This window comes from Vitreoscilla filiformis (assembly GCF_002222655.1).
In the GTDB taxonomy this organism is placed as follows: domain Bacteria; phylum Pseudomonadota; class Gammaproteobacteria; order Burkholderiales; family Burkholderiaceae_C; genus Ideonella; species Ideonella filiformis.
Genome location: NZ_CP022423.1, coordinates 2300134 through 2318291, shown reverse-complemented (window position 1 = coordinate 2318291; position 18158 = coordinate 2300134). Strand labels below are relative to the sequence as shown.

The window sequence follows — 18158 nt, the reverse complement described above, 5'->3', positions numbered from 1 at the left end:
GATAGCGATATCGGCTTGGGCGCATCTGGCGCCCCGCAGGATCAAGAAGCAGCCTTCGGGCTGCTTTTTTTATGCTTGTTGGCGGAGGAGGGCGGGGCGGCGGCGGGCGTCTGGGCTTTGCGCTCTGCACGACGCTGGGCCCGTTGACGCAGCGGATGGACAGCGTCGTCTTGCGCTGCGCTGAGTTGCTCGCGTGACTGTTGCAGTTCCAGGCCCAAGCGCTGCTGTTCGGCCTGCGCTTGCAGCAGCACCTGTTGGGTGTGGGTGAGTTGGGCGCTTTGGGTGGCGTGTGCTAGGCGCAACGCTTCCAGTTCGGTGCCGAGGCGCTCGCTGCGGCTGGCGTGTTGGCTGGCTTGCTGTTCGGCCCGCTTTTGCGCTTCTCGCGCTTCGGCCACTTGCAGCATGACGTGGCGTTGCACGGCTTCGAGCCGTTCGGCGGCCCGGGCCATGTCCGCCCGCCAGGCGGTTTCTTGTTCGGCTTGCGCTTGGCGCAGTTCGGCCAAGCGCTGTTCGTGGGCTTGGCGTTGGGCGTCCAGTTGCTGCTGGGCTTGCTCGCGCTGGGCCTGGGCTTCGGCTTGCAGCGCGTGCAGGCTGTCTTCCAGCGTTTGGCCGCGTGTGGTCTGGGCCAGCAGGGCTTGGGTTTGCGCGGCCAACTGTTCGTGCAGTTGTTGGCGCTCCCCTTGAAGCTGGGTGAGCTGGCTGTGTGCGCTGGCCAACGATTGTTCTGCCTGGGCTTGCTGGCGCTGTGCGGCTTCTGTCGCTTCGAGCAATGCCGCCCGGCGTGTTTCAAACAACTGTTCAGCTTGGGTGACGGCGCTGTGCCACAGCTCGCGCATGGCTTGGGCGGCTTCGGGTGGCAGATCGGTGCTGAGGCCGTCGGTGCGTTGCTGGTCGAGCTTCCAGCGTTTCAGCTCGTCATTGATGGTGGAACGGCTGCCTTGGCGGATTTCGGTATAGATCGCGTCCACAGTGAGCGCCTGGGCGTCTTGACCGGCCGCGACGAGGCGTTCGGCGGTTTCTCGGGTGAGTTGGCGGGTGTCGGTGCTGCGTGGCATGGTTGGGTTGGGTTTGATTTGTATGGTATACACAAGTATACAAACAATTTACCGTACAGACCCCGTCATCATTTACGATAACTCTCATTATCAAAAATAAAGGAGAGGGCGGGTACACTGTACGCATGCAGCCCGTTTTGCTTGACGAATCCGATCCATCCACCGACTTGGTCAGCTTGGACGCCACCGGCTGGCTGCCCGCCCACTTGGATGGCCACGCCGGCACCAACCGCGCCCCACAAGCGTGCTGCCAGCTTGCCGCTCAAGATGACGTGCAAGCCATTCAAGCCTGGCTGGCCGAGTTCGCGGATTCACCGCACACCCTGCGCAGCTATCGCAAAGAAGCCGAACGGCTGTGGCTGTGGGCGGTGCAACACCAAGGCAAAGCGCTGTCCAGCCTCACGCGGGAAGATTTGCTGGCCTATGAAGCGTTCTTGGCCAACCCCGCACCCGATTGGATCGACCCGCGCCGGCCCAAGCGCGGCGGCGGTCGGCGTTTGTTCGATGGGCCACTGTCACCCACCAGCGTGCGCCACGCGCTGAGTGTGTTGTCGGGGCTGTTCGGCTATTTGTTTGCGGCTGGGTATTTGGCGGGCAATCCGTTGGCGCTCAAGCGCCGGGGCCACAAAACGCGCCAACCCGCTGCGGTGGAACGCTACCTTGAACAGCCGTTGTGGGCGTTTGTGCTCCAAGCCATCGAGCAATGGCCCGCAGATCGGCCCGAAGGCTCACAGGCGCGGGCGCGCTGGGTGATGCGCTTTTTGCACGCCACGGGCTTGCGGGTCTCCGAGGCGGCTCATGCCCGGGCGGAAGATTTGCGCCTGCGCCGGGGCAAATGGTGGTTGTATGTGTTGGGCAAGGGCCAAGTCGGCGGTGAGGTGCCCATGGGTGCCGACGCGATGAGCGCCCTCGCCGCTTATCGGCGCTCGCATGGCCTGTCCGCACTGCCGCTGCCGGGGGACACGACGCCTTTGATCTTGCCGCTGTCCGGCCCGCGTGAGCGGTGTTTGACGCCCGCCATGGTGTACCTGATCACCAAAGAGGTGTTCGAGCACGCCTCCGAGCTGCGCCAAAGTGAGGATCCGGTGGATGCCGCTAAGCTGCGCCAGGCGTCCACGCACTGGGTGCGCCACACTGCCGCCACCCACCAGGCCGACGCGGGCACCGACCTGCGCCACATCCAAAAAAACCTGCGCCACGCGTCGCTGAACACCACGTCGCGCTATTTGCATGTGGACGATGATGAGCGCCACATCGCCACGACCCAGCCGCCCGCGCAGGGCTAAGTTACCATCCGCGCCGAATTTTTCTCTGCTCTGGAGCTGATCTCATGCAAGTCGTCTGCCTCGACCTCGAAGGCGTGCTCGTTCCCGAAATCTGGATCGAATTTTCCAAGCGTACCGGCATCCCTGAGTTTTCGCGCACCACCCGCGATGAACCGGATTACGACAAACTGATGCGCTTCCGCATCGATCTGCTCGAAAAACATGGTCTCAAGCTGGCCGACATTCAAGCCGTGATCGGCTCGATGAGCCCGATGGAGGGTGCCCGTGAGTTCTTGGACGGCTTGCGCGAAAAATTCCAAGTCATCATCCTGTCGGACACGTTCTATGAGTTCGCCGACCCGCTGATGAAACAACTGGGCCGCCCCACCCTGTTCTGCCACAAGCTGGTGATCGACGAAGCGGGTTTTGTGCGCGATTACAAACTGCGCATGCCGGATCAGAAGCGCCACGCCGTCAACGCGCTCAAGGGCCTGAACTTCCAGGTGATGGCCGCCGGCGACAGTTACAACGACACCGGCATGCTCACCGCCGCCGATGCTGGGTTCTTCATCCACCCGCCCGCCTCGATCGTGGAGAAGTTCCCGCAATTCCCCGTGAATCACTCGTATGCGGAGCTGCGGGCGCACTTTGATGCGGCGTCGGCGCGGTTGTTGGCGCAGGTTCAGGGCTGAGGCGACGCGCTGCTCTGTCCGAAGAACCGTCGCCACCACGGTTCTTTGGACGGTTCGTTGTCATCCTTTTGAGCGGGATCTTTGAAGTTTTTGCTGTGCGGCAAGATCAACATCTCCGGCTCAGTATGGTTGCGGACGGTGCGCACGTAATCCAGCGTATCAACTTGCTGTTCATGCAGGTAAGCACACAGCGCGGCCCGGTCTTGTGCCGTTTGATGGCTGTGTTGCACCCAGGTTGTGAACAAATGAGCCTGTGCAATGGTCTGTTTCAGGTGCCGGCGTGGCGGAACGCTGTTACCCAGGAGTGCGCGTGCGGTGGCACCGGTGTCGGTGGGCAATTGGGCAAACCATGCGATTTGCTCACGCGCCAACTCACTGGCTTGCTGGGGACGCTGCAAGCACAACAAGGCTTCTGAACGCACACGGGTCAGGTGTATCAGCATGGTCAGCAGACCTGCGGCCTCGGCGTTGGGCTGTAACAAAGGAAGTGCCAACGTGGTGGCGCGCTGGTTGTGGGCTCCAGCGGCTTTCAAATCGACACCCAACCCTGCCAAACGGGACAGCGTGAGATTGATGTACGTGTGCGCTCGGTTTTCGACCTCCAGCCAGCGCATGCGCTGGTCTCGGGCGGGCAGATCAAACCCCTCTTCGGCGCGCTCCAAAATCGTCACGACCTGCGCAACATGCGTGCTTTTGGCCATGTGATGCAACTCATCCAGCGCTTTCAGGGCCTGGTTCAGTGACAGCATCACTTGATCCAACTTGCGATCGGTGCGGCGTATGGCATTGAGCGTCAGGGCGAAGCCCCCAATGGACGCGCCCAGGTTAAGGACGCCCAAGCCCACCCCCACAAAGGTGGCGACTTGAACCACCCCGAGTGTGTGTTGAACTGCATCCAATGCATTTTGAACACTCACTAACTGCTGCTTAACACCCAATAAGTGCTGATGCACGCCCCACAGCTGTGCGTTTTGCGCCAAGCTACTGACCAGCGTCACCGGTGACGTCAGTCCATTCACACCCGTTGAAAGCAGCGTGGACAAAAGCGATTGTGTCGGTTGCAAATGCGCCAAAACTTGGTGAGTGACGGCATCCTTGACCATCGCCCCCTGCACATACGCCGACCCAGTTTGCACCGCCGAGGCCAACCACGTCGGCACACTCATCAAGTGGAGCATGACGACGATCCTCGTGCTTGTGATTGCACAGATGCGACCCAGCAGCGCCGCTCATACACCGTTAACAGCGTCAAAGTGGCCGCCATGCTTTTGTCGTGTGGCAAAACGGTTCCGATGGCAGCAGAGAACCAATTCTTGTCTGATTTGGGGTTTCGCCCATGCAGTGCCTGGCGCTGCTGCTCGGGCGTGAGCTGTGGCCAATCTTCGCCCAAACGCTCGTCGTACAAATCCAGCACCACACGCTCCAGCTCGGTTTCACTGTGCGCGTCGTTGAGTGTGTAAGGTGTCCACCCAAGGCCGGGGCGGAGTTTGTCAGCTACGTCAATCAGGATTTGTTTCCACGGGAACTCATGTTCGCCTCGCATCACATTGCGAACAAAGCTGCCATGCTCCGTGCGCCAGACTCGACTGACCCACACCACACGCTCTTCGTGTGAGCTCTGAGCAAACACTTTTTGTTCGGGACACTGCTTCAAACAATCCACCCAAATATGCCGCAATTCCTTGTCATCCAGACCACGCAACAACGTAAACAACCGATCGTCGTACGGCATGCGCACCCCCCTTTCTCGTCGGTACGACCCGACAGCTTAAAGCCAAGCCCCAAACGAAAAAGCCCGGCAACCTTTCGATTGCCGGGCTGTGGTCGCTCACAGACCCCTCAGTGAGCGACCCTCCTCCTGCCGTCTAGCGGCCGATCAGTGGAATTGCTCTTCTTCGGTCGAACCGGTCAGGGCCTTCACCGACGAGGAACCGCCTTGGATCACGGTGGTGACTTCGTCGAAGTAGCCGGTGCCGACTTCTTGTTGGTGCGACACGAAGGTGTAGCCTTGTTCGCGAGCTGCGAATTCCGGCTCTTGCACCATTTCAACGTAGTGCTTCATGCCTTCGCCGCCGGCGTAAGCCTTGGCGAACTTGAAGGTGTTGTACCAGTTGACGTGGATGCCAGCCAGGGTGATGAACTGGTACTTGTAACCCAGAGCGCTCAGCTCTTCTTGGAACGAAGCGATTTGGCTGTCGTTCAGGTTCTTCTTCCAGTTGAAGGACGGCGAGCAGTTGTAGCTCAGCAGCTTGCCCGGGCAAGCGGCCAGCACGGCTTGAGCGAATTCACGGGCGAAGCCGATGTCAGGCACGCCGGTTTCGCACCACACCAGGTCAGCGTACGGCGCGTAAGCGACACCACGGCTGATCGATTGCTCCAGGCCGTTCTTCACGCGGAAGAAACCTTCTTGGGTGCGCTCGCCGGTCAGGAACGGCTTGTCGTTTTCGTCGTAGTCGCTGGTGATCAGGTTGGCGGCTTCGGCGTCAGTACGGGCCAGGATCAGGGTCGGCACGCCCAGAACGTCAGCGGCGAAACGAGCGGAGATCAGCTTCTCGACGGCTTCGCGGGTCGGCACCAGCACCTTGCCACCCATGTGGCCGCACTTCTTGGCAGCAGCCAGTTGGTCTTCGAAGTGAACACCAGCGGCGCCGGCGGTGATCATGTTCTTCATCAGTTCGAAGGCGTTCAGCACGCCGCCGAAACCGGCTTCCGCGTCAGCCACGATGGGCAGGAAGTAGTCGATGAAGCCTTCGTCGCCGGGGTTCACGCCACGCGACCATTGGATTTCGTCAGCGCGCTTGAAGGTGTTGTTGATGCGGCGAACCATGGTCGGCACCGAGTCGTAGGCATACAGCGACTGGTCGGGGTACATGGTTTCCGAGGTGTTGCCGTCAGCGGCGACTTGCCAGCCCGACAGGTACACGGCTTCCAAGCCAGCCTTGGCTTGTTGCATGGCTTGACCGGCGGTGATGGCGCCGAAAGCGTTGACGTAGCCCTTCTTGGCGCCGCCGTTCACTTTGTCCCACAGCACCTTGGCGCCGCGTTGGGCCAGGGTGTACTCGGGTTGCAGGCTGCCGCGCAGACGCACCACGTCAGCAGCGGAATAGCCGCGCTTGACGAGCTTCCAGCGGGGGTTCTCAGCCCAGTCTTTTTCCAGGGCGGCGATCTGTTGTTCGCGGGTCAGTTGGGTCATTTGCAACTCCAGGGTGAAGTGAAAAAGGCGTCGTTTGATGGGCTCAAGCGTACGCCGATCCTCCGCACCTTCCAAGACTTATGTCTTATATAAGACACATTTTTCAAACAATATAAATCAACAACTTACGATGAAATTCTCACAATGAGAAAAGAAATTCTTGTGGATGAAATGCCCTGCTGCGCTGCAACAATCGCATTTTTCACGATATGAAAGCGCATTTTCGAGATACAAAATCCCGGGCCTTGTGCCTGCGGGCCACAGGCTGACGGGGCTTGCGTATCATCCGGCGCCATGTCGAGTTTTCCTTTTTTGAGCCAGACGACCTTTGCACGGTTGCCGGCCTTGTCGCCCGAACATCCGTTCGGCCTCGCGGGAGTCGCCTGGGACGGCGCGGTGACCAACCGCCCCGGCGCTCGTTTCGGCCCGCGTGCCATCCGCGAAGCCAGCCACATGCTGTGCGATGCCACCCACCCCTGGTTCAATGTGAGCTTGGAAGACACCGTCGGGGATGCGGGCGATTTGCTCTTGCCCAACACCAGCCTGGTGAACCTGCGCAAAGCGCTGCCCACGATGGCCCGCCCGCTGGCAGAGCAACATCACATGGTGTGGCTGGGCGGGGATCACTCCATCACCCTGCCCTTGCTGCGCATGTACCGGGAAATTCAGGGCCGCCCCCTGGCCGTGGTTCACTTCGATGCCCACTGCGACACCTGGGCGGATCACTTCGGCGAGCCTTGCGGCCACGGTACGTGGGTGGCGGAAGCGTTCAACGAGCGGCTGGTCGAGCCCAGTTGTTTCACCCAAATTGGCATCCGATCCGCTGCGGAACGGTACGCCCGTGAGTTTGTGCGCGATCGGGGCGGGCAAATTTTTACCGCCCGGGCCTTGCGCGGTTTGGCCAACGACGACCAATTGGCGCCCGTGCTGCAAGCCATCCGCAGCCGCTGGTTGAGCGCCGGGCAGCCGCCGTTGTACCTGACGCTGGACATTGATTGCCTCGACCCGGCTTACGCCCCCGGCACCGGCACGCCCGAAGCCGGTGGGTTGACCAGTGCGCAGGTCTTCACACTGCTAGAGGGTTTGAGTGAGTTGCCCTTCGTCGGCATGGATTGTGTGGAGGTGTCCCCGCCCTACGATCACGCGGAACTCACCAGTTTGGTGGCCTCGCAGTTGGTGTGGACGTATTTGTGCGGGCAGCGGGCGCTGCAAGGGCACTGATTTGGTGCCATCATCACCATGATGGTGATATCTGCATGATATGTGGGCTCATTGGTGCTCATTGATGGCGTTTCTGCTGTCATAGTCAGCCGGGCGGTATTAGATGCCTTCCCCTTGATGCGGCGCAACATGACGGGGGAATCCCCTTCCAACAATGGCTCATCCCCTTGACCTGGAGTGACCGCCATGTGCCCTGCCAAGAAGCGCCCCGCCCGCCCCGCTGCGCCCGAATTGCCACCGATGGACACGCTGGAGCACACGCATCATCAAGTCATGCTGAGTTTGCAAGAGCTGGCCGGCATGGTGGAGATGCTGGCTGATCAAGGCGTGACCGACACCGTGCAAAAAACCGCCAAGCGCATCGGCAAGTTTTTCGCGGAGGAAGCGCGCCACCACCATGCGCAGGAAGATGTGCACGTCTTCCCCACCCTGCTGGAAAGTGGAGACGCCGAGCTGGTGGCCCACGTCCAACGCCTGCAACAAGACCACGGCTGGCTGGAAGAAGATTGGGTGGAACTGGGCCCGCAGCTCGACGCCCTGTCACGCGGCTACAGTTGGTATGACATTGACGCCCTGCGCCACGGCATCGGCGTATTCACCGAGCTGTACCACGAGCACATCGCGCTGGAAGAGTCGCTGATTTACCCGGAAGCGCGGCGCCGTCAGGCCGAGCAAGCCGAACAGGCCGCCGCTCGGCTGGAGCAGTGTGCCGCCGCCTGAGTCCGGCACGCCTCCGCTCGCAACGTTTCTCGCATCGCATGTTGGGCCGCCTTCGGGCGGCTTTTTTACGCCTTGGCGTTTGTCACGTCACACCGGCAGCGCCGTGGTGCGTTTGACCGTGCGCAGCACCAGCATGGAATTCGAGCGCTCGACCCCGGGCAAGCGCATCAGCACTTCGGTGTGAAAGCGCTCCAAGTCTTCCGCGTCCCGGTAGGTGAAGCGGATCAGGTAATCGTTGGCGCCGGCAATGTAATAACAATCCAAAATTTGCGGCTCATCGCGCACCGCTTGCTCGAACGCCTGCAACACTTGGTTGCTCATGCTTTCTAGGTTCACGATGGTGAAACTGGTGCCATGTTGGCCGACCTTCTTCGGGTCGAGCAACGCAGCGTAACGGGCAATGATGCCGGCCTCCTCCAACTGCCGCACCCGACGCAAACAGGCCGAGGCCGACAGGTGGACGCGCTGCGCCAACTCCACGTTACTGAGCTTGCCATCGGCCTGCAACTCGGTGAGGATGAGCCGGTCGATGGCATCGAGCCGCAGTTCGGTGCTGGGGCGCACAGTTGCGGCGGGAAATTGCGAGGAGGTTCGGGTTGTCCGCATGTTCGGCGTATTGTTGGCTTAAATTTCGCAGAAAGTTGTGTTTTTGCGAGACTGTCACCTGTGGCGCGCAAGCACATTGCGCGCCGTCTTGGCTAGACTGGGAACAAGTCATGCATGTGACGCATGACTTGATGCACAACGAGTGATGCCGATGACGCCAATCAAACCCGTGGTTCTTGTTCCTGCCTGCCATCGCACGTTGGGTGAACATCCGTTCCATGTCGTGGGCAAGAAGTACATCGACGCGGTGCGCCTGGCCGGTTGCCAACCGCTGGTGATTCCCTGGGCCGAGGAGGCCGAGATTCCCGCCTTGCTGGCGCTGGCCGATGGCGTGTTGCTCACCGGTTCGCCGTCCAACGTTCACCCCAGCCATTTTGGGGAGGACGTTCACAACCCCGCCCTGCCCCTCGATCCGCTGCGCGACAGCCTCACCTTGCCCCTGATCCGCCAGACGCTGGCGCGGGGCCTGCCGCTGTTCGCCATTTGCCGAGGTGCGCAGGAGCTGAACGTCGCGCTGGGCGGTTCGCTGCACCAGGCGGTTCACGAAGTCGATGGGCACGCCGATCACCGTCCGCCCGAAGGTGCCCCCGCCGCCCAAGCTTACGCCCCGGCCCATGAGGTGACGGTCGAACCTGGCGGCGTGCTGGCCCAGGTGTTGGTCGAGCCGCGTTTCAGCGTCAACTCGGTGCATGGGCAGGCGGTCAACCGGCTGGCGCCGGGCGTGCGCGTCGAAGCCCGTGCGCCGGATGGCGTGGTGGAAGCCTTTTCCGTGGCCAGTGCGCCCGGCTTCAGCCTGTGCGTGCAGTGGCATCCTGAATGGCAAGCGGCGGACAACCCGCAATCCGTGGCGATGCTGCGGGCGTTTGGCCAGGCGTGCCAAGCGTGGCGAGATCGGCATCGAGGCTGACCCGGTCGCCGCCGCTCCTTGATTTCATCCGGGGCTTGCGCGGCCCGGTACAACCTCCCGCGCATCATCAAAGCAACCAGGTGCCTCACCATGGCCAGCAGAGAAAACTTCACCTTCGCCGAGCTGGAAAACTGGCTCAACGTCAATCGCGTCACCGAAATCGAATGCCTGGTGCCCGACCTCACCGGGGTGGCACGCGGCAAGATCTTGCCGCGCCAAAAGTTCACCGAAGATCGGGGCATGCGGCTGCCTGAGGCCGTTGTCGCCATGGGCGTGACCGGGGAAATGCCGCAAGCCGGCCCTTATTTCGATGTCATCAGCCCGGTTGACCACGACATGCACCTGCGTCCTGATCCGGCCACGGTGCGCATCGTGCCCTGGGCCAGCGACCCGACCGCCCAAGTGATCCACGATTGCTACGACCGCCATGGCAACCTCGTGCCCTTCGCGCCGCGTTCGGTGCTGCGCCGGGTGTGCGATTTGTTCGAAGCGGAGGGCTGGATGCCGGTGGTGGCGCCGGAGCTGGAGTTTTACCTGGTGGCGCGTAACACCGACCCAGACGTGCCGCTCAAAGCGCCCATTGGCCGCAGTGGCCCGCGCTGAAACCTCGCGCCAAGCCTATTCCATCGACGCGGTGAACGAGTTCGACCCGCTGTTCGAGGAGGTCTACGACTACTGCGACAAGATGGAGCTGAACGTGGACACCTTGATCCACGAAATCGGCGCCGGCCAAATGGAGATCAACTTCTTCCACGCCCACCCGCTGGGCCTGGCCGATGAGGTGTTTTTCTTCAAGCGCACCATGCGCGAAGTGGCGCTGCGCCACGACATGTTCGCCACCTTCATGGCCAAACCCGTGGCCGGCGAGCCGGGCAGCGCGATGCACATTCACCAAAGCATCGTGAACAAAGCCACTGGCCGCAACTTGTTCAGCACGGAAGACGGCCAGCCGAGCCAAGAATTCCTCTGGTACATCGGCGGTTTGCAGAAATACATCCCGGCGGCGATGGCGCTGTTTGCGCCCTACGTCAACAGCTACCGCCGGTTGGTGCGTTTTGCGGCGGCGCCCATCAACATCCAATGGGGCACGGACAACCGCACCGTCGGCATCCGCTCGCCCGTGGCGCCACCGAGTGCGCGCCGGGTGGAAAACCGCGTCATCGGTGCCGACGCCAACCCGTATGTGGCCCTGGCGGCAACCTTGGCGTGTGGATACCTGGGCATCAAGAACCAGATCCAACCTTCGCCCGAATGCAAGGGCGATGCTTACCTCGGCGACTACCAATTGCCCCGCAGCCTGGGCGAAGCCCTGGAGCTGCTGCGCCGCGAACGCGACTTGGCCAAGGTGCTGGGCGAAGCGTTCGTCACGGTTTACACCGAGGTCAAGGAAACCGAGTACGCCGAATTCATGAAAGTGATCTCGCCGTGGGAGCGTGAGCACCTCTTGCTGCACGTTTGATCGCTGGGCGGCCCTGCGCCGCCGACGTTCTCTCCCTGCGCTTTCTGTTTGCGCCGTTTGTTTTTGCGTGTGCCGCTGGGCGTTCACCCAGCGGCGGGTTTGGTTCACCCCGACATTCCTGAAAGGCCCCTTCCATGAGCACCCAACGCACCACCCGCGAGTGGCAACAAGCCGATTCCGCCCACTTTCTGCACCCGTTCACCGACCACGCGCCCCTGGCCGCCAAGGGCGCCCGCATCATCGAACGCGCCGACAACATCTACATCTGGGACAGCGAAGGCCACAAAATCTTGGACGCCATGAGCGGCCTGTGGTGCGTCAACGTCGGTTATGGGCAAACGGCCTTGGTGGAGGCGGCAGCGGCGCAGATGAAACAGTTGCCGTTTTACAACGCCTTTTTCCAGACCGCCACGCCGCCCGCCATCGAGCTGGCCGAGCGTCTGGCGCAGGTGACGCCGCCGCAGTTCCAGCACGTCTTTTTCACCTGCTCGGGTTCCGAAGGCAATGACACCGTGGTGCGCATGGTGCGCCACTACTGGGCCAGCTTGGGCCAGCCGGAGCGTCAGGTGATCATTGGTCGCAACAACGGTTACCACGGCTCGACCATGGCGGGCGCCTCCCTGGGTGGCATGAGCGCGATGCACGCTCAAGGCGGGTTGCCGATTCCGGGCATCACCCACATCGAACAGCCTTATTGGTGGGCACATGGCCGCCCCAAGGGTCTGAGCAAGGACGAATTCGGCCTCGTGGCTGCGGGGTGGTTGGAGGCCAAGATCCTCGAAGTCGGGCCGGACAAGGTGGCCGCTTTCATCGGCGAGCCGGTGCAAGGCGCTGGCGGGGTGATCGTGCCGCCGAAAACCTACTGGCCGGAAATCCAGCGTATTTGCGACAAATACGGCATTTTGTTGGTGTCTGACGAGGTGATCTGCGGTTTTGGACGCACCGGCCAATGGTTTGGCTGCGAAACCATGGGCAGCCGCCCGGACTTGATGACGTTCGCCAAGGGCGTCACCTCTGGGTATGTGCCGCTGGGTGGGGTGATGGTGAGCGACAAGGTTGCCAAGGTGCTGATCGAGCAAGGTGGCGAGTTTGAACACGGCTTCACTTACTCGGGCCATCCGGTGGCGGCGGCGGTGGCGCTGGCCAACATCGGGCTGATTCAGGAACAAGGGCTGGTCGAACGGGTGCGCGAGGACGTCGGCCCGTATCTTGCGGAGCAATTCGAAAGCCTGCGCGATCACCCACTGATCGGCGACGTGGACACCTGCGGCCTGATGGGCGCCATGCTGTTGGTTAAGGACAAGACCACAGGTGAGGCCTTCCCATCGGAGCTGTCGGTGGGCATGGTGTGCCGGGGTCATTGCTTTGGCAATGGTCTGATCATGCGTGCCGTGGGCGATCGCATGATCATCGCCCCGCCGCTGGTCATGACCCGGGCCCAAGTCGATGAATTGATGGCGCTGATTCGGCGCTGTTTGGACCTGACCCTGGTGGATGTGGCGAATCGCGGCTGGCTTTGAACCTAGACTTCGCTTTTTCTCGTCACCCTTGACCCCGGAGGATCATCCATCATGAAGTTCAACGCTGTGCGCTCGGTGCTGTGTGCGGCTGTGACGGCGCTGCTGGCAGGCGGTGCGGCTCACGCCCAGGAAGAGGAAAAAGTCCTCAACATTTACAACTGGTCGGACTACATCGCCGACGACACGATCAAGAACTTCGAGAAGGAAACCGGCATCAAGGTTCGTTACGACAACTTCGACAACAACGAAATCCTCCACGCCAAACTGGTGGCCGGCAAGACGGGTTACGACATCGTCGTGCCCGGCTCCAACTGGGCCAAGCTCCAAGCCGAAGGCGGCCTGCTGCGCAAGCTGGACAAGGCCCAACTGCCCAACCTCAAGCACATGGATCCGGCGGTGATGGCCCAACTGGCCAAAATGGATCCGGGCAACAACTACATGGTGGACTGGCTGTGGGGCTACACCACCGTGGGCATCAACGTGGACAAGGTGAAGGCCGCCCTGGGCGGTGCGCCGCTGCCAGACAACGTCTGGGATCTGGTGTTCAAGCCGGAATACATCTCCAAGCTGAAATCGTGCGGCGTGTCGTTCTTGGATTCGGCGTCGGAAGTGGTGCCGGCCGCGCTCAACTACTTGGGCAAGCCAACGTTCAGCAAGAACGCGGGTGATTACGCCGCAGCGGGCAACTTGCTGAAATCCATCCGCCCCCACGTCACGCTGTTCAGCTCGTCGGGTTACATCAATGACATGGCCAACGGCTCGGTGTGCTTGGCCCTGGGCTGGTCGGGGGACATCAACATTGCCCGCCAGCGTGCCATCGAAGGCAAAACCGGGCAGAAGATCGAAGCGTTGATCCCCAAAATCGGCGCACCGGTGTTCTTCGACGTGATGGTGATCCCTGCCGATGCCCCCCACCCCGGCAACGCCCACAAGTGGATGAACTACATCATGCGCCCCGACGTGCATGCCAGCCTGACGAACAAGGTGTTTTACGCCAACCCGAACAAGGACTCGCTGAAGTTCGTGCGCAAGGACGTGGCGGACAACAAAACCGTGTTCCTCTCGCCCGAAGACATGAAAAAAATGATCGCACCGGACTCCCTCAACAACGACATGCGCCGCCTGATGACGCGCACCTATACCTCGTTCAAGACGGGCATGTAACGCAATCCAAGAAAGAGGGCCCCCACGCATCATGAATTCGATCCCGGTTCGCACTCCCGACAGCGCCTTTCTGCAAATTCAACAGGTGGTGAAGGACTTTGGTGGCTACAGAGCCGTCAACAACGTCAGCCTGGACATCGCCAAGGGAGAAATCTTCGCCCTGCTCGGTTCATCCGGGTGCGGCAAGACCACGTTGTTGCGCATGCTGGCCGGGTTCGAGACGCCCACTTCGGGGCGCATCGTGCTCAACGGACAGGACTTGGCCGGGCTGCCGCCCTACCAACGCCCGTTGAACATGATGTTTCAGAGCTACGCCCTCTTTCCCCACATGACGGTGTGGGACAACATCGCCTTCGGCCTGCGCCGCGATGGTCTGCCCAAAGACCAAGTGGCCGAGCGGGTCGATGCCATGCTTAAGTTGGTGCAACTGGCCAAGTATGGCCAGCGCAAACCGCACCAGCTTTCGGGCGGCCAGCAGCAGCGCGTCGCCCTGGCGCGCAGTTTGGCCAAACAGCCGCAACTGCTGCTGCTGGACGAACCCCTGGGTGCGCTGGACAAAAAACTGCGCGAACAAACCCAGATCGAATTGGTGAACATCATCGAGCAGGTCGGCGTGACCTGCGTGATGGTGACGCACGACCAGGAAGAGGCCATGACCATGGCCAGCCGCATCGCCATCATGAGCGAGGGCCATTTCCTGCAAGTTGGCACCCCGAGCGAGATTTACGAAACGCCGCAAACCCGCTTCGTGGCGGACTTCATCGGCAACGTCAACCTGATGGACGGCACGCTGATCGAGGATGAGGCCGACCACGTCGTCGTTGAGTGTGCGGACACTCAACACTTCGTCGGCCACGGCATCACGGGGACGCTGGGCATGGCGGTGTCCGTGGCGCTGCGCCCGGAAAAAATCCACCTCAGCCACCAACCGCCCGCCGACACGGTACACAACTGCGCGCAGGGTACGGTAAAAGAGATGTCCTACTTCGGCAGCTTCACGGTGTTTCGCATCCAACTGGCCAGCGGGCAGATGCTCAAGGTCAGCCTGGCCAACACCACGCGCCACAGTGATGAAAGTTTCACCTGGGGGGACGCGGTCTGGGCCTACTGGTCGGATTCGTCCCAAGTCGTGCTGACGCAATAACGGAGGCCGCACCATGCTGGAACGCTTGCGCACGTTGCGCCCGGCTTGGCTGGCGGGACGTTCCGCCGTCATCGCTGTGCCTTATGGCTGGCTGCTGATTTTTTTCCTGCTGCCGTTCCTGATCTTGGCCAAGATCAGCGTGTCCGAAATGGAGACGGTGGTGATCAAGGATCTGATCACCTTCAAGGACGGGCTGTTGGTGCTCAGCCTCAAACTGAGCAATTACGTCTTCATGACCGAAGACGAGTTGTATTTCAAGACTTACCTGGCCAGCTTGAAATACGCCGGCATCACCACGCTGCTGTGTTTGCTCATCGGCTACCCGTTCGCCTACTTCATGGCACGGGCCAAAAGCACGGTGCAACCCCTGTTGCTGATGCTGGTGATGCTGCCGTTTTGGACCTCGTTTTTGCTGCGCGTCTACGCCTGGAAAGGGTTGCTGTCCGATCACGGCTGGATCTCGGATCTGCTGATCGCCACCGGGCTGGACGGCCTGCTGTTCAGCGCGGGGTTGATTCCAGCGGAAGGCAAGTTCATGAACTCGCCGTTCTCGCTGGTGCTGGGCATGACTTACACCTATTTGCCCTTCATGGTGCTGCCGCTGTACTCCAACCTGTCCAAAATGGATTTGCGCTTGCTGGAAGCCGCCGCCGACCTGGGCGCCACGCCGTGGACGGCGTTCTGGAAGATCACCGTGCCGCTGTCCAAGGCCGGGATCATCGCCGGGGCGATGTTGGTGTTCATTCCGTGCGTCGGTGAGTTTGTCATTCCTGAGCTGCTGGGCGGCCCGGAAACGCTGATGATCGGCCGCGTGGTGTGGGATGAGTTCTTCTCCAACAACGATTGGCCCATGGCGTCCAGCCTGGCGGTGGTGATGGTGCTGCTCATCATCGTGCCGCTGGCAATCTTCAACAAATACCAAGCCGAATCCCAGGAGAAGCGCTGATGTTCCGCACTTCGGATGCGTTCAATCGAGGCTTTGCGCGCAGTTGGCTGGCGGCGGGCTTTGTGTTCCTCTACCTGCCCATCGTGGCGCTGGTGGTGTTTTCGTTCAACGATTCGCCGGTGGCCAACGTGTGGCGCGGTTTCACACTCAAGTGGTACAGCCAATTGTTGGACGACCAGGAACTCCTGGCCGGCTTGTGGCTGTCCATGAAAGTGGCGTTTTTCACCGCCTGCGGCTCGGTGGTGCTGGGCACCTTCGCGGCCTTCACGCTGGTGAAGTACCGGCGTTTTTTCGGGCGCACGGTGTTTTCGGGCATGGTGAACGCGCCACTGGTGATGCCGGAGGTGGTGGTGGGCCTGTCGCTGCTGCTGATGCTGGTGTCGGTGCAGCGCGTGCTGGGGTTCCCTGAGCGGGGCCTGAGCACGATTTGGCTCGGCCACTTGCTGCTGGGCATGGCCTATGCCACGGTGGTGATTGAAGCGCGTCTGCGCGAAGTCAACCCGCAACTGGAAGAGGCGGCCATGGATCTGGGCGCGCACCCGCACCAAGTCTTTTTCTTGGTGACGCTGCCGCTGATCGCCCAGGCGCTGATGTCGGCGTGGTTGCTGACCTTCACGCTGTCGCTGGATGACGTGGTGCTGTCGGCCTTCCTGTCCGGGCCGGGTTCGACCACGCTGCCGCTGGTGATTTTTTCGCGGGCCCGGCTGGGCTTGAATCCCAGCGTGAATGCTGTGGCCACGCTCATCGTCATCGTGGTGGCGCTGGGGGTGGTGGCGGCCAGCTACATGATCGCCCGCAACGAGCGTCGCCGCTTGTTGGAAATGACCTCCCACCGCCCTTGACCCGCCCCTCATACCCAGGAGACCCGCACCCATGAACCCCGTGACCACGTTGATCCGTCCCACCGTGCTGATGCTGGCGCTGGCGGCGGCCTTCCCGGCGGCTGCCCAATCGGCCAAAGCGCTGACAGCCGAAGAAATGCTCAAGGAGCTGCAAATCCTGCGCGATCGGGTGACGGTTCTTGAACAGGAATTGCAAGCCCAAAAAGCCAAGCAGGCCGAAAACCCACCCGGCATGACCCCCGAGCAGCAAGCCGAGTTCAGCCGCATCGCCACCAAGGCCGAAGCCACGCAGGACAGTTTGGTGGACAACGGCCTGTCGCGCCTCAAGCTGTCCGGGTACATCGAGCCGGCGTTCGTCTACAACCAGCGGCAAAAACGGGCGGGGTTCCAGTTCCTCAACCAATCACCCTATGGCTACAGCTACGACACGTCCTACATGGGTGCCGCCGTGCTGGACATCCAAAAGGAAACCGACAGCGGCACCCTCTGGCGCTTGACCTTGGCCCCGAACCGCTCCGCCGGCATGGTGGTGGATGGGGTGAGCATCGTGCAGGAGGCCAGCGTGTCTGTGCCGATCGATGGGCAGACTCGGGTGATTGCCGGCCAGTTGCCGGACTGGTCGGGCTACGAGTACATGCAGCCCACGCTCAACCCCTTCACCAGCCACAACCTGCTGTTTGACTTCACGTTGCCCACGGCCTACACCGGCGCTGGCGTGGAATGGAAGGAAGGCAAGTGGTGGGTACGCACCGCGTTGGCCAACGTCAACGCGTCGATGCGCCAAGCCACCGAGCGCTCACCCGCCTGGGCCTTCCGCGTGGACTATGCCAAGGGAGAATTCGGCGGCTGGGGTTTTGCCAGCTTGATTGGCAAGGCGCCGCGTTTCTATGACGACGCCAGCAGCGGCGAAACCGTGCAAAAAGCCGACATGGCTGTGTTGCTGGAGGTGGATGGCTGGTTCACACGGGGCGACTGGACGCTGGGCGGCCAGCTCAGCTACGGCCAGCAAAAGAACGGCGCCATCGCCCGGGCAGCCGATGGCAGCTTCCAGGACTCGCAGTGGTACGGCGTGTCTGGCATGGTGGGTTACAGCCTGTCGCCACGCATGCAACTGCTGGCGCGGGCGGACTACCTCAACAACAGCAAGAACGGCGGCGGGCTGTTCACCTACAACTATGCGGACGGCATCAACGGCATTGGCCCAGGCCAAAACGTGGGCGACGATCCGCAGCGCGGCGCCAACCGTTACGCGCTCACCGTGGGGGTGAAGTACCTCGTCAACCCGAACACCACGTTCAAAGCCGAGTACCGGTTGGATGGCGCAGATCGGGCGGTGTTCGAAGATGTGGGCTCGGGCACCTACAAGAAGACCAACAACATGGTCGCCACCTCCATGGTGGTCAACTTCTGAACCTCGGAACGCT

At 61.5% G+C, this 18158-nt stretch carries 18 protein-coding genes; 13 read left to right on the top strand and 5 right to left on the bottom strand.

Annotated elements, in window-relative coordinates; genetic code table 11:
• Positions 1-41: 41 nt before the first annotated feature.
• On the bottom strand, positions 42-1055 hold the full coding sequence (locus tag VITFI_RS10990) for a DNA-binding protein (RefSeq protein WP_089416992.1): 1014 nt from the start codon (positions 1053-1055) through the stop codon (positions 42-44).
• Positions 1056-1180: 125 nt separating this feature from the next.
• Between VITFI_RS10990 and VITFI_RS10985 the strand changes: the two genes are divergently transcribed.
• A complete protein-coding gene (locus tag VITFI_RS10985) occupies positions 1181-2341 on the top strand; it encodes a tyrosine-type recombinase/integrase (protein WP_089416991.1) in 1161 nt (386 codons plus the stop codon).
• 44 nt (positions 2342-2385) lie between these two features.
• Positions 2386-3012 carry a bifunctional phosphoserine phosphatase/homoserine phosphotransferase ThrH gene (gene thrH / locus VITFI_RS10980; protein ID WP_089416990.1) on the top strand — a complete coding sequence of 209 codons (627 nt, stop codon included), beginning with the start codon at positions 2386-2388 and terminating at the stop codon, positions 3010-3012.
• On the opposite strand, the gene VITFI_RS10975 is transcribed toward thrH, so the two are convergent.
• The 3 genes from VITFI_RS10975 to aceA form a co-directional block, all read right to left on the bottom strand.
• On the bottom strand, positions 3003-4190 hold the full coding sequence (locus tag VITFI_RS10975; RefSeq protein WP_157725655.1) for a hypothetical protein: 1188 nt from the start codon (positions 4188-4190) through the stop codon (positions 3003-3005). The two genes, thrH and VITFI_RS10975, sit on opposite strands and share 10 nt — an antisense overlap.
• Complete coding sequence (locus tag VITFI_RS10970) at positions 4178-4744, bottom strand: hypothetical protein (protein WP_089416988.1); 567 nt, start codon at positions 4742-4744, stop codon at positions 4178-4180. Before VITFI_RS10970 ends, VITFI_RS10975 begins: the two co-directional genes overlap by 13 nt.
• Positions 4745-4888: 144 nt before the next feature.
• Complete coding sequence (gene aceA, locus VITFI_RS10965; protein ID WP_089418112.1) at positions 4889-6205, bottom strand: isocitrate lyase; 1317 nt, start codon at positions 6203-6205, stop codon at positions 4889-4891.
• Between the two features lie 294 nt (positions 6206-6499).
• Between aceA and speB the strand changes: the two genes are divergently transcribed.
• Both speB and VITFI_RS10955 read left to right on the top strand, forming a co-directional pair.
• Complete coding sequence (gene speB, locus VITFI_RS10960) at positions 6500-7426, top strand: agmatinase (protein ID WP_089416987.1); 927 nt, start codon at positions 6500-6502, stop codon at positions 7424-7426.
• Positions 7427-7612: 186 nt separating this feature from the next.
• Positions 7613-8146, top strand: coding sequence for a hemerythrin domain-containing protein (locus VITFI_RS10955; RefSeq protein WP_089416986.1), 534 nt, complete (start codon positions 7613-7615; stop codon positions 8144-8146).
• Between the two features lie 87 nt (positions 8147-8233).
• Here the strand turns inward: VITFI_RS10955 and VITFI_RS10950 are convergent, their stop codons facing one another.
• Positions 8234-8752 carry an Lrp/AsnC family transcriptional regulator gene (locus VITFI_RS10950; protein ID WP_089416985.1) on the bottom strand — a complete coding sequence of 173 codons (519 nt, stop codon included), beginning with the start codon at positions 8750-8752 and terminating at the stop codon, positions 8234-8236.
• Positions 8753-8903: 151 nt separating this feature from the next.
• Here VITFI_RS10950 and VITFI_RS10945 point away from each other — a divergent pair, with 151 nt between their 5' ends.
• The 9 genes from VITFI_RS10945 to VITFI_RS10910 all read left to right on the top strand — a co-directional run bounded on the left by VITFI_RS10945 (position 8904) and on the right by VITFI_RS10910 (position 18145).
• A complete protein-coding gene (locus VITFI_RS10945) occupies positions 8904-9659 on the top strand; it encodes a gamma-glutamyl-gamma-aminobutyrate hydrolase family protein (RefSeq protein ID WP_089418111.1) in 756 nt (251 codons plus the stop codon).
• A gap of 90 nt (positions 9660-9749) precedes the next feature.
• Positions 9750-10262, top strand: a complete 513-nt coding sequence (locus tag VITFI_RS18770) for a type I glutamate--ammonia ligase (RefSeq protein WP_332461881.1) — start codon at positions 9750-9752, stop codon at positions 10260-10262.
• The gene (locus VITFI_RS18765) at positions 10249-11118 is read left to right on the top strand and encodes a glutamine synthetase family protein (protein ID WP_332461880.1); all 870 of its coding nucleotides are present in this window, start codon (positions 10249-10251) and stop codon (positions 11116-11118) included. The genes VITFI_RS18770 and VITFI_RS18765 overlap by 14 nt, the downstream gene beginning before the upstream one ends.
• A 134-nt stretch (positions 11119-11252) precedes the next feature.
• On the top strand, positions 11253-12638 hold the full coding sequence (locus tag VITFI_RS10935; RefSeq protein ID WP_089416984.1) for an aspartate aminotransferase family protein: 1386 nt from the start codon (positions 11253-11255) through the stop codon (positions 12636-12638).
• A 51-nt stretch (positions 12639-12689) separates the two neighbouring features.
• A complete protein-coding gene (locus VITFI_RS10930) occupies positions 12690-13802 on the top strand; it encodes a polyamine ABC transporter substrate-binding protein (protein ID WP_089416983.1) in 1113 nt (370 codons plus the stop codon).
• 40 nt (positions 13803-13842) lie between these two features.
• A complete protein-coding gene (locus VITFI_RS10925; RefSeq protein ID WP_408645613.1) occupies positions 13843-14946 on the top strand; it encodes an ABC transporter ATP-binding protein in 1104 nt (367 codons plus the stop codon).
• Positions 14947-14959: 13 nt separating this feature from the next.
• Positions 14960-15892 carry an ABC transporter permease gene (locus VITFI_RS10920; RefSeq protein ID WP_089416981.1) on the top strand — a complete coding sequence of 311 codons (933 nt, stop codon included), beginning with the start codon at positions 14960-14962 and terminating at the stop codon, positions 15890-15892.
• Positions 15892-16734, top strand: coding sequence for an ABC transporter permease (locus VITFI_RS10915; RefSeq protein ID WP_089416980.1), 843 nt, complete (start codon positions 15892-15894; stop codon positions 16732-16734). Before VITFI_RS10920 ends, VITFI_RS10915 begins: the two co-directional genes overlap by 1 nt.
• A 31-nt stretch (positions 16735-16765) precedes the next feature.
• Positions 16766-18145, top strand: coding sequence for a DUF3138 family protein (locus VITFI_RS10910; RefSeq protein ID WP_089416979.1), 1380 nt, complete (start codon positions 16766-16768; stop codon positions 18143-18145).
• The last annotated feature ends 13 nt before the right edge of the window (positions 18146-18158 follow it).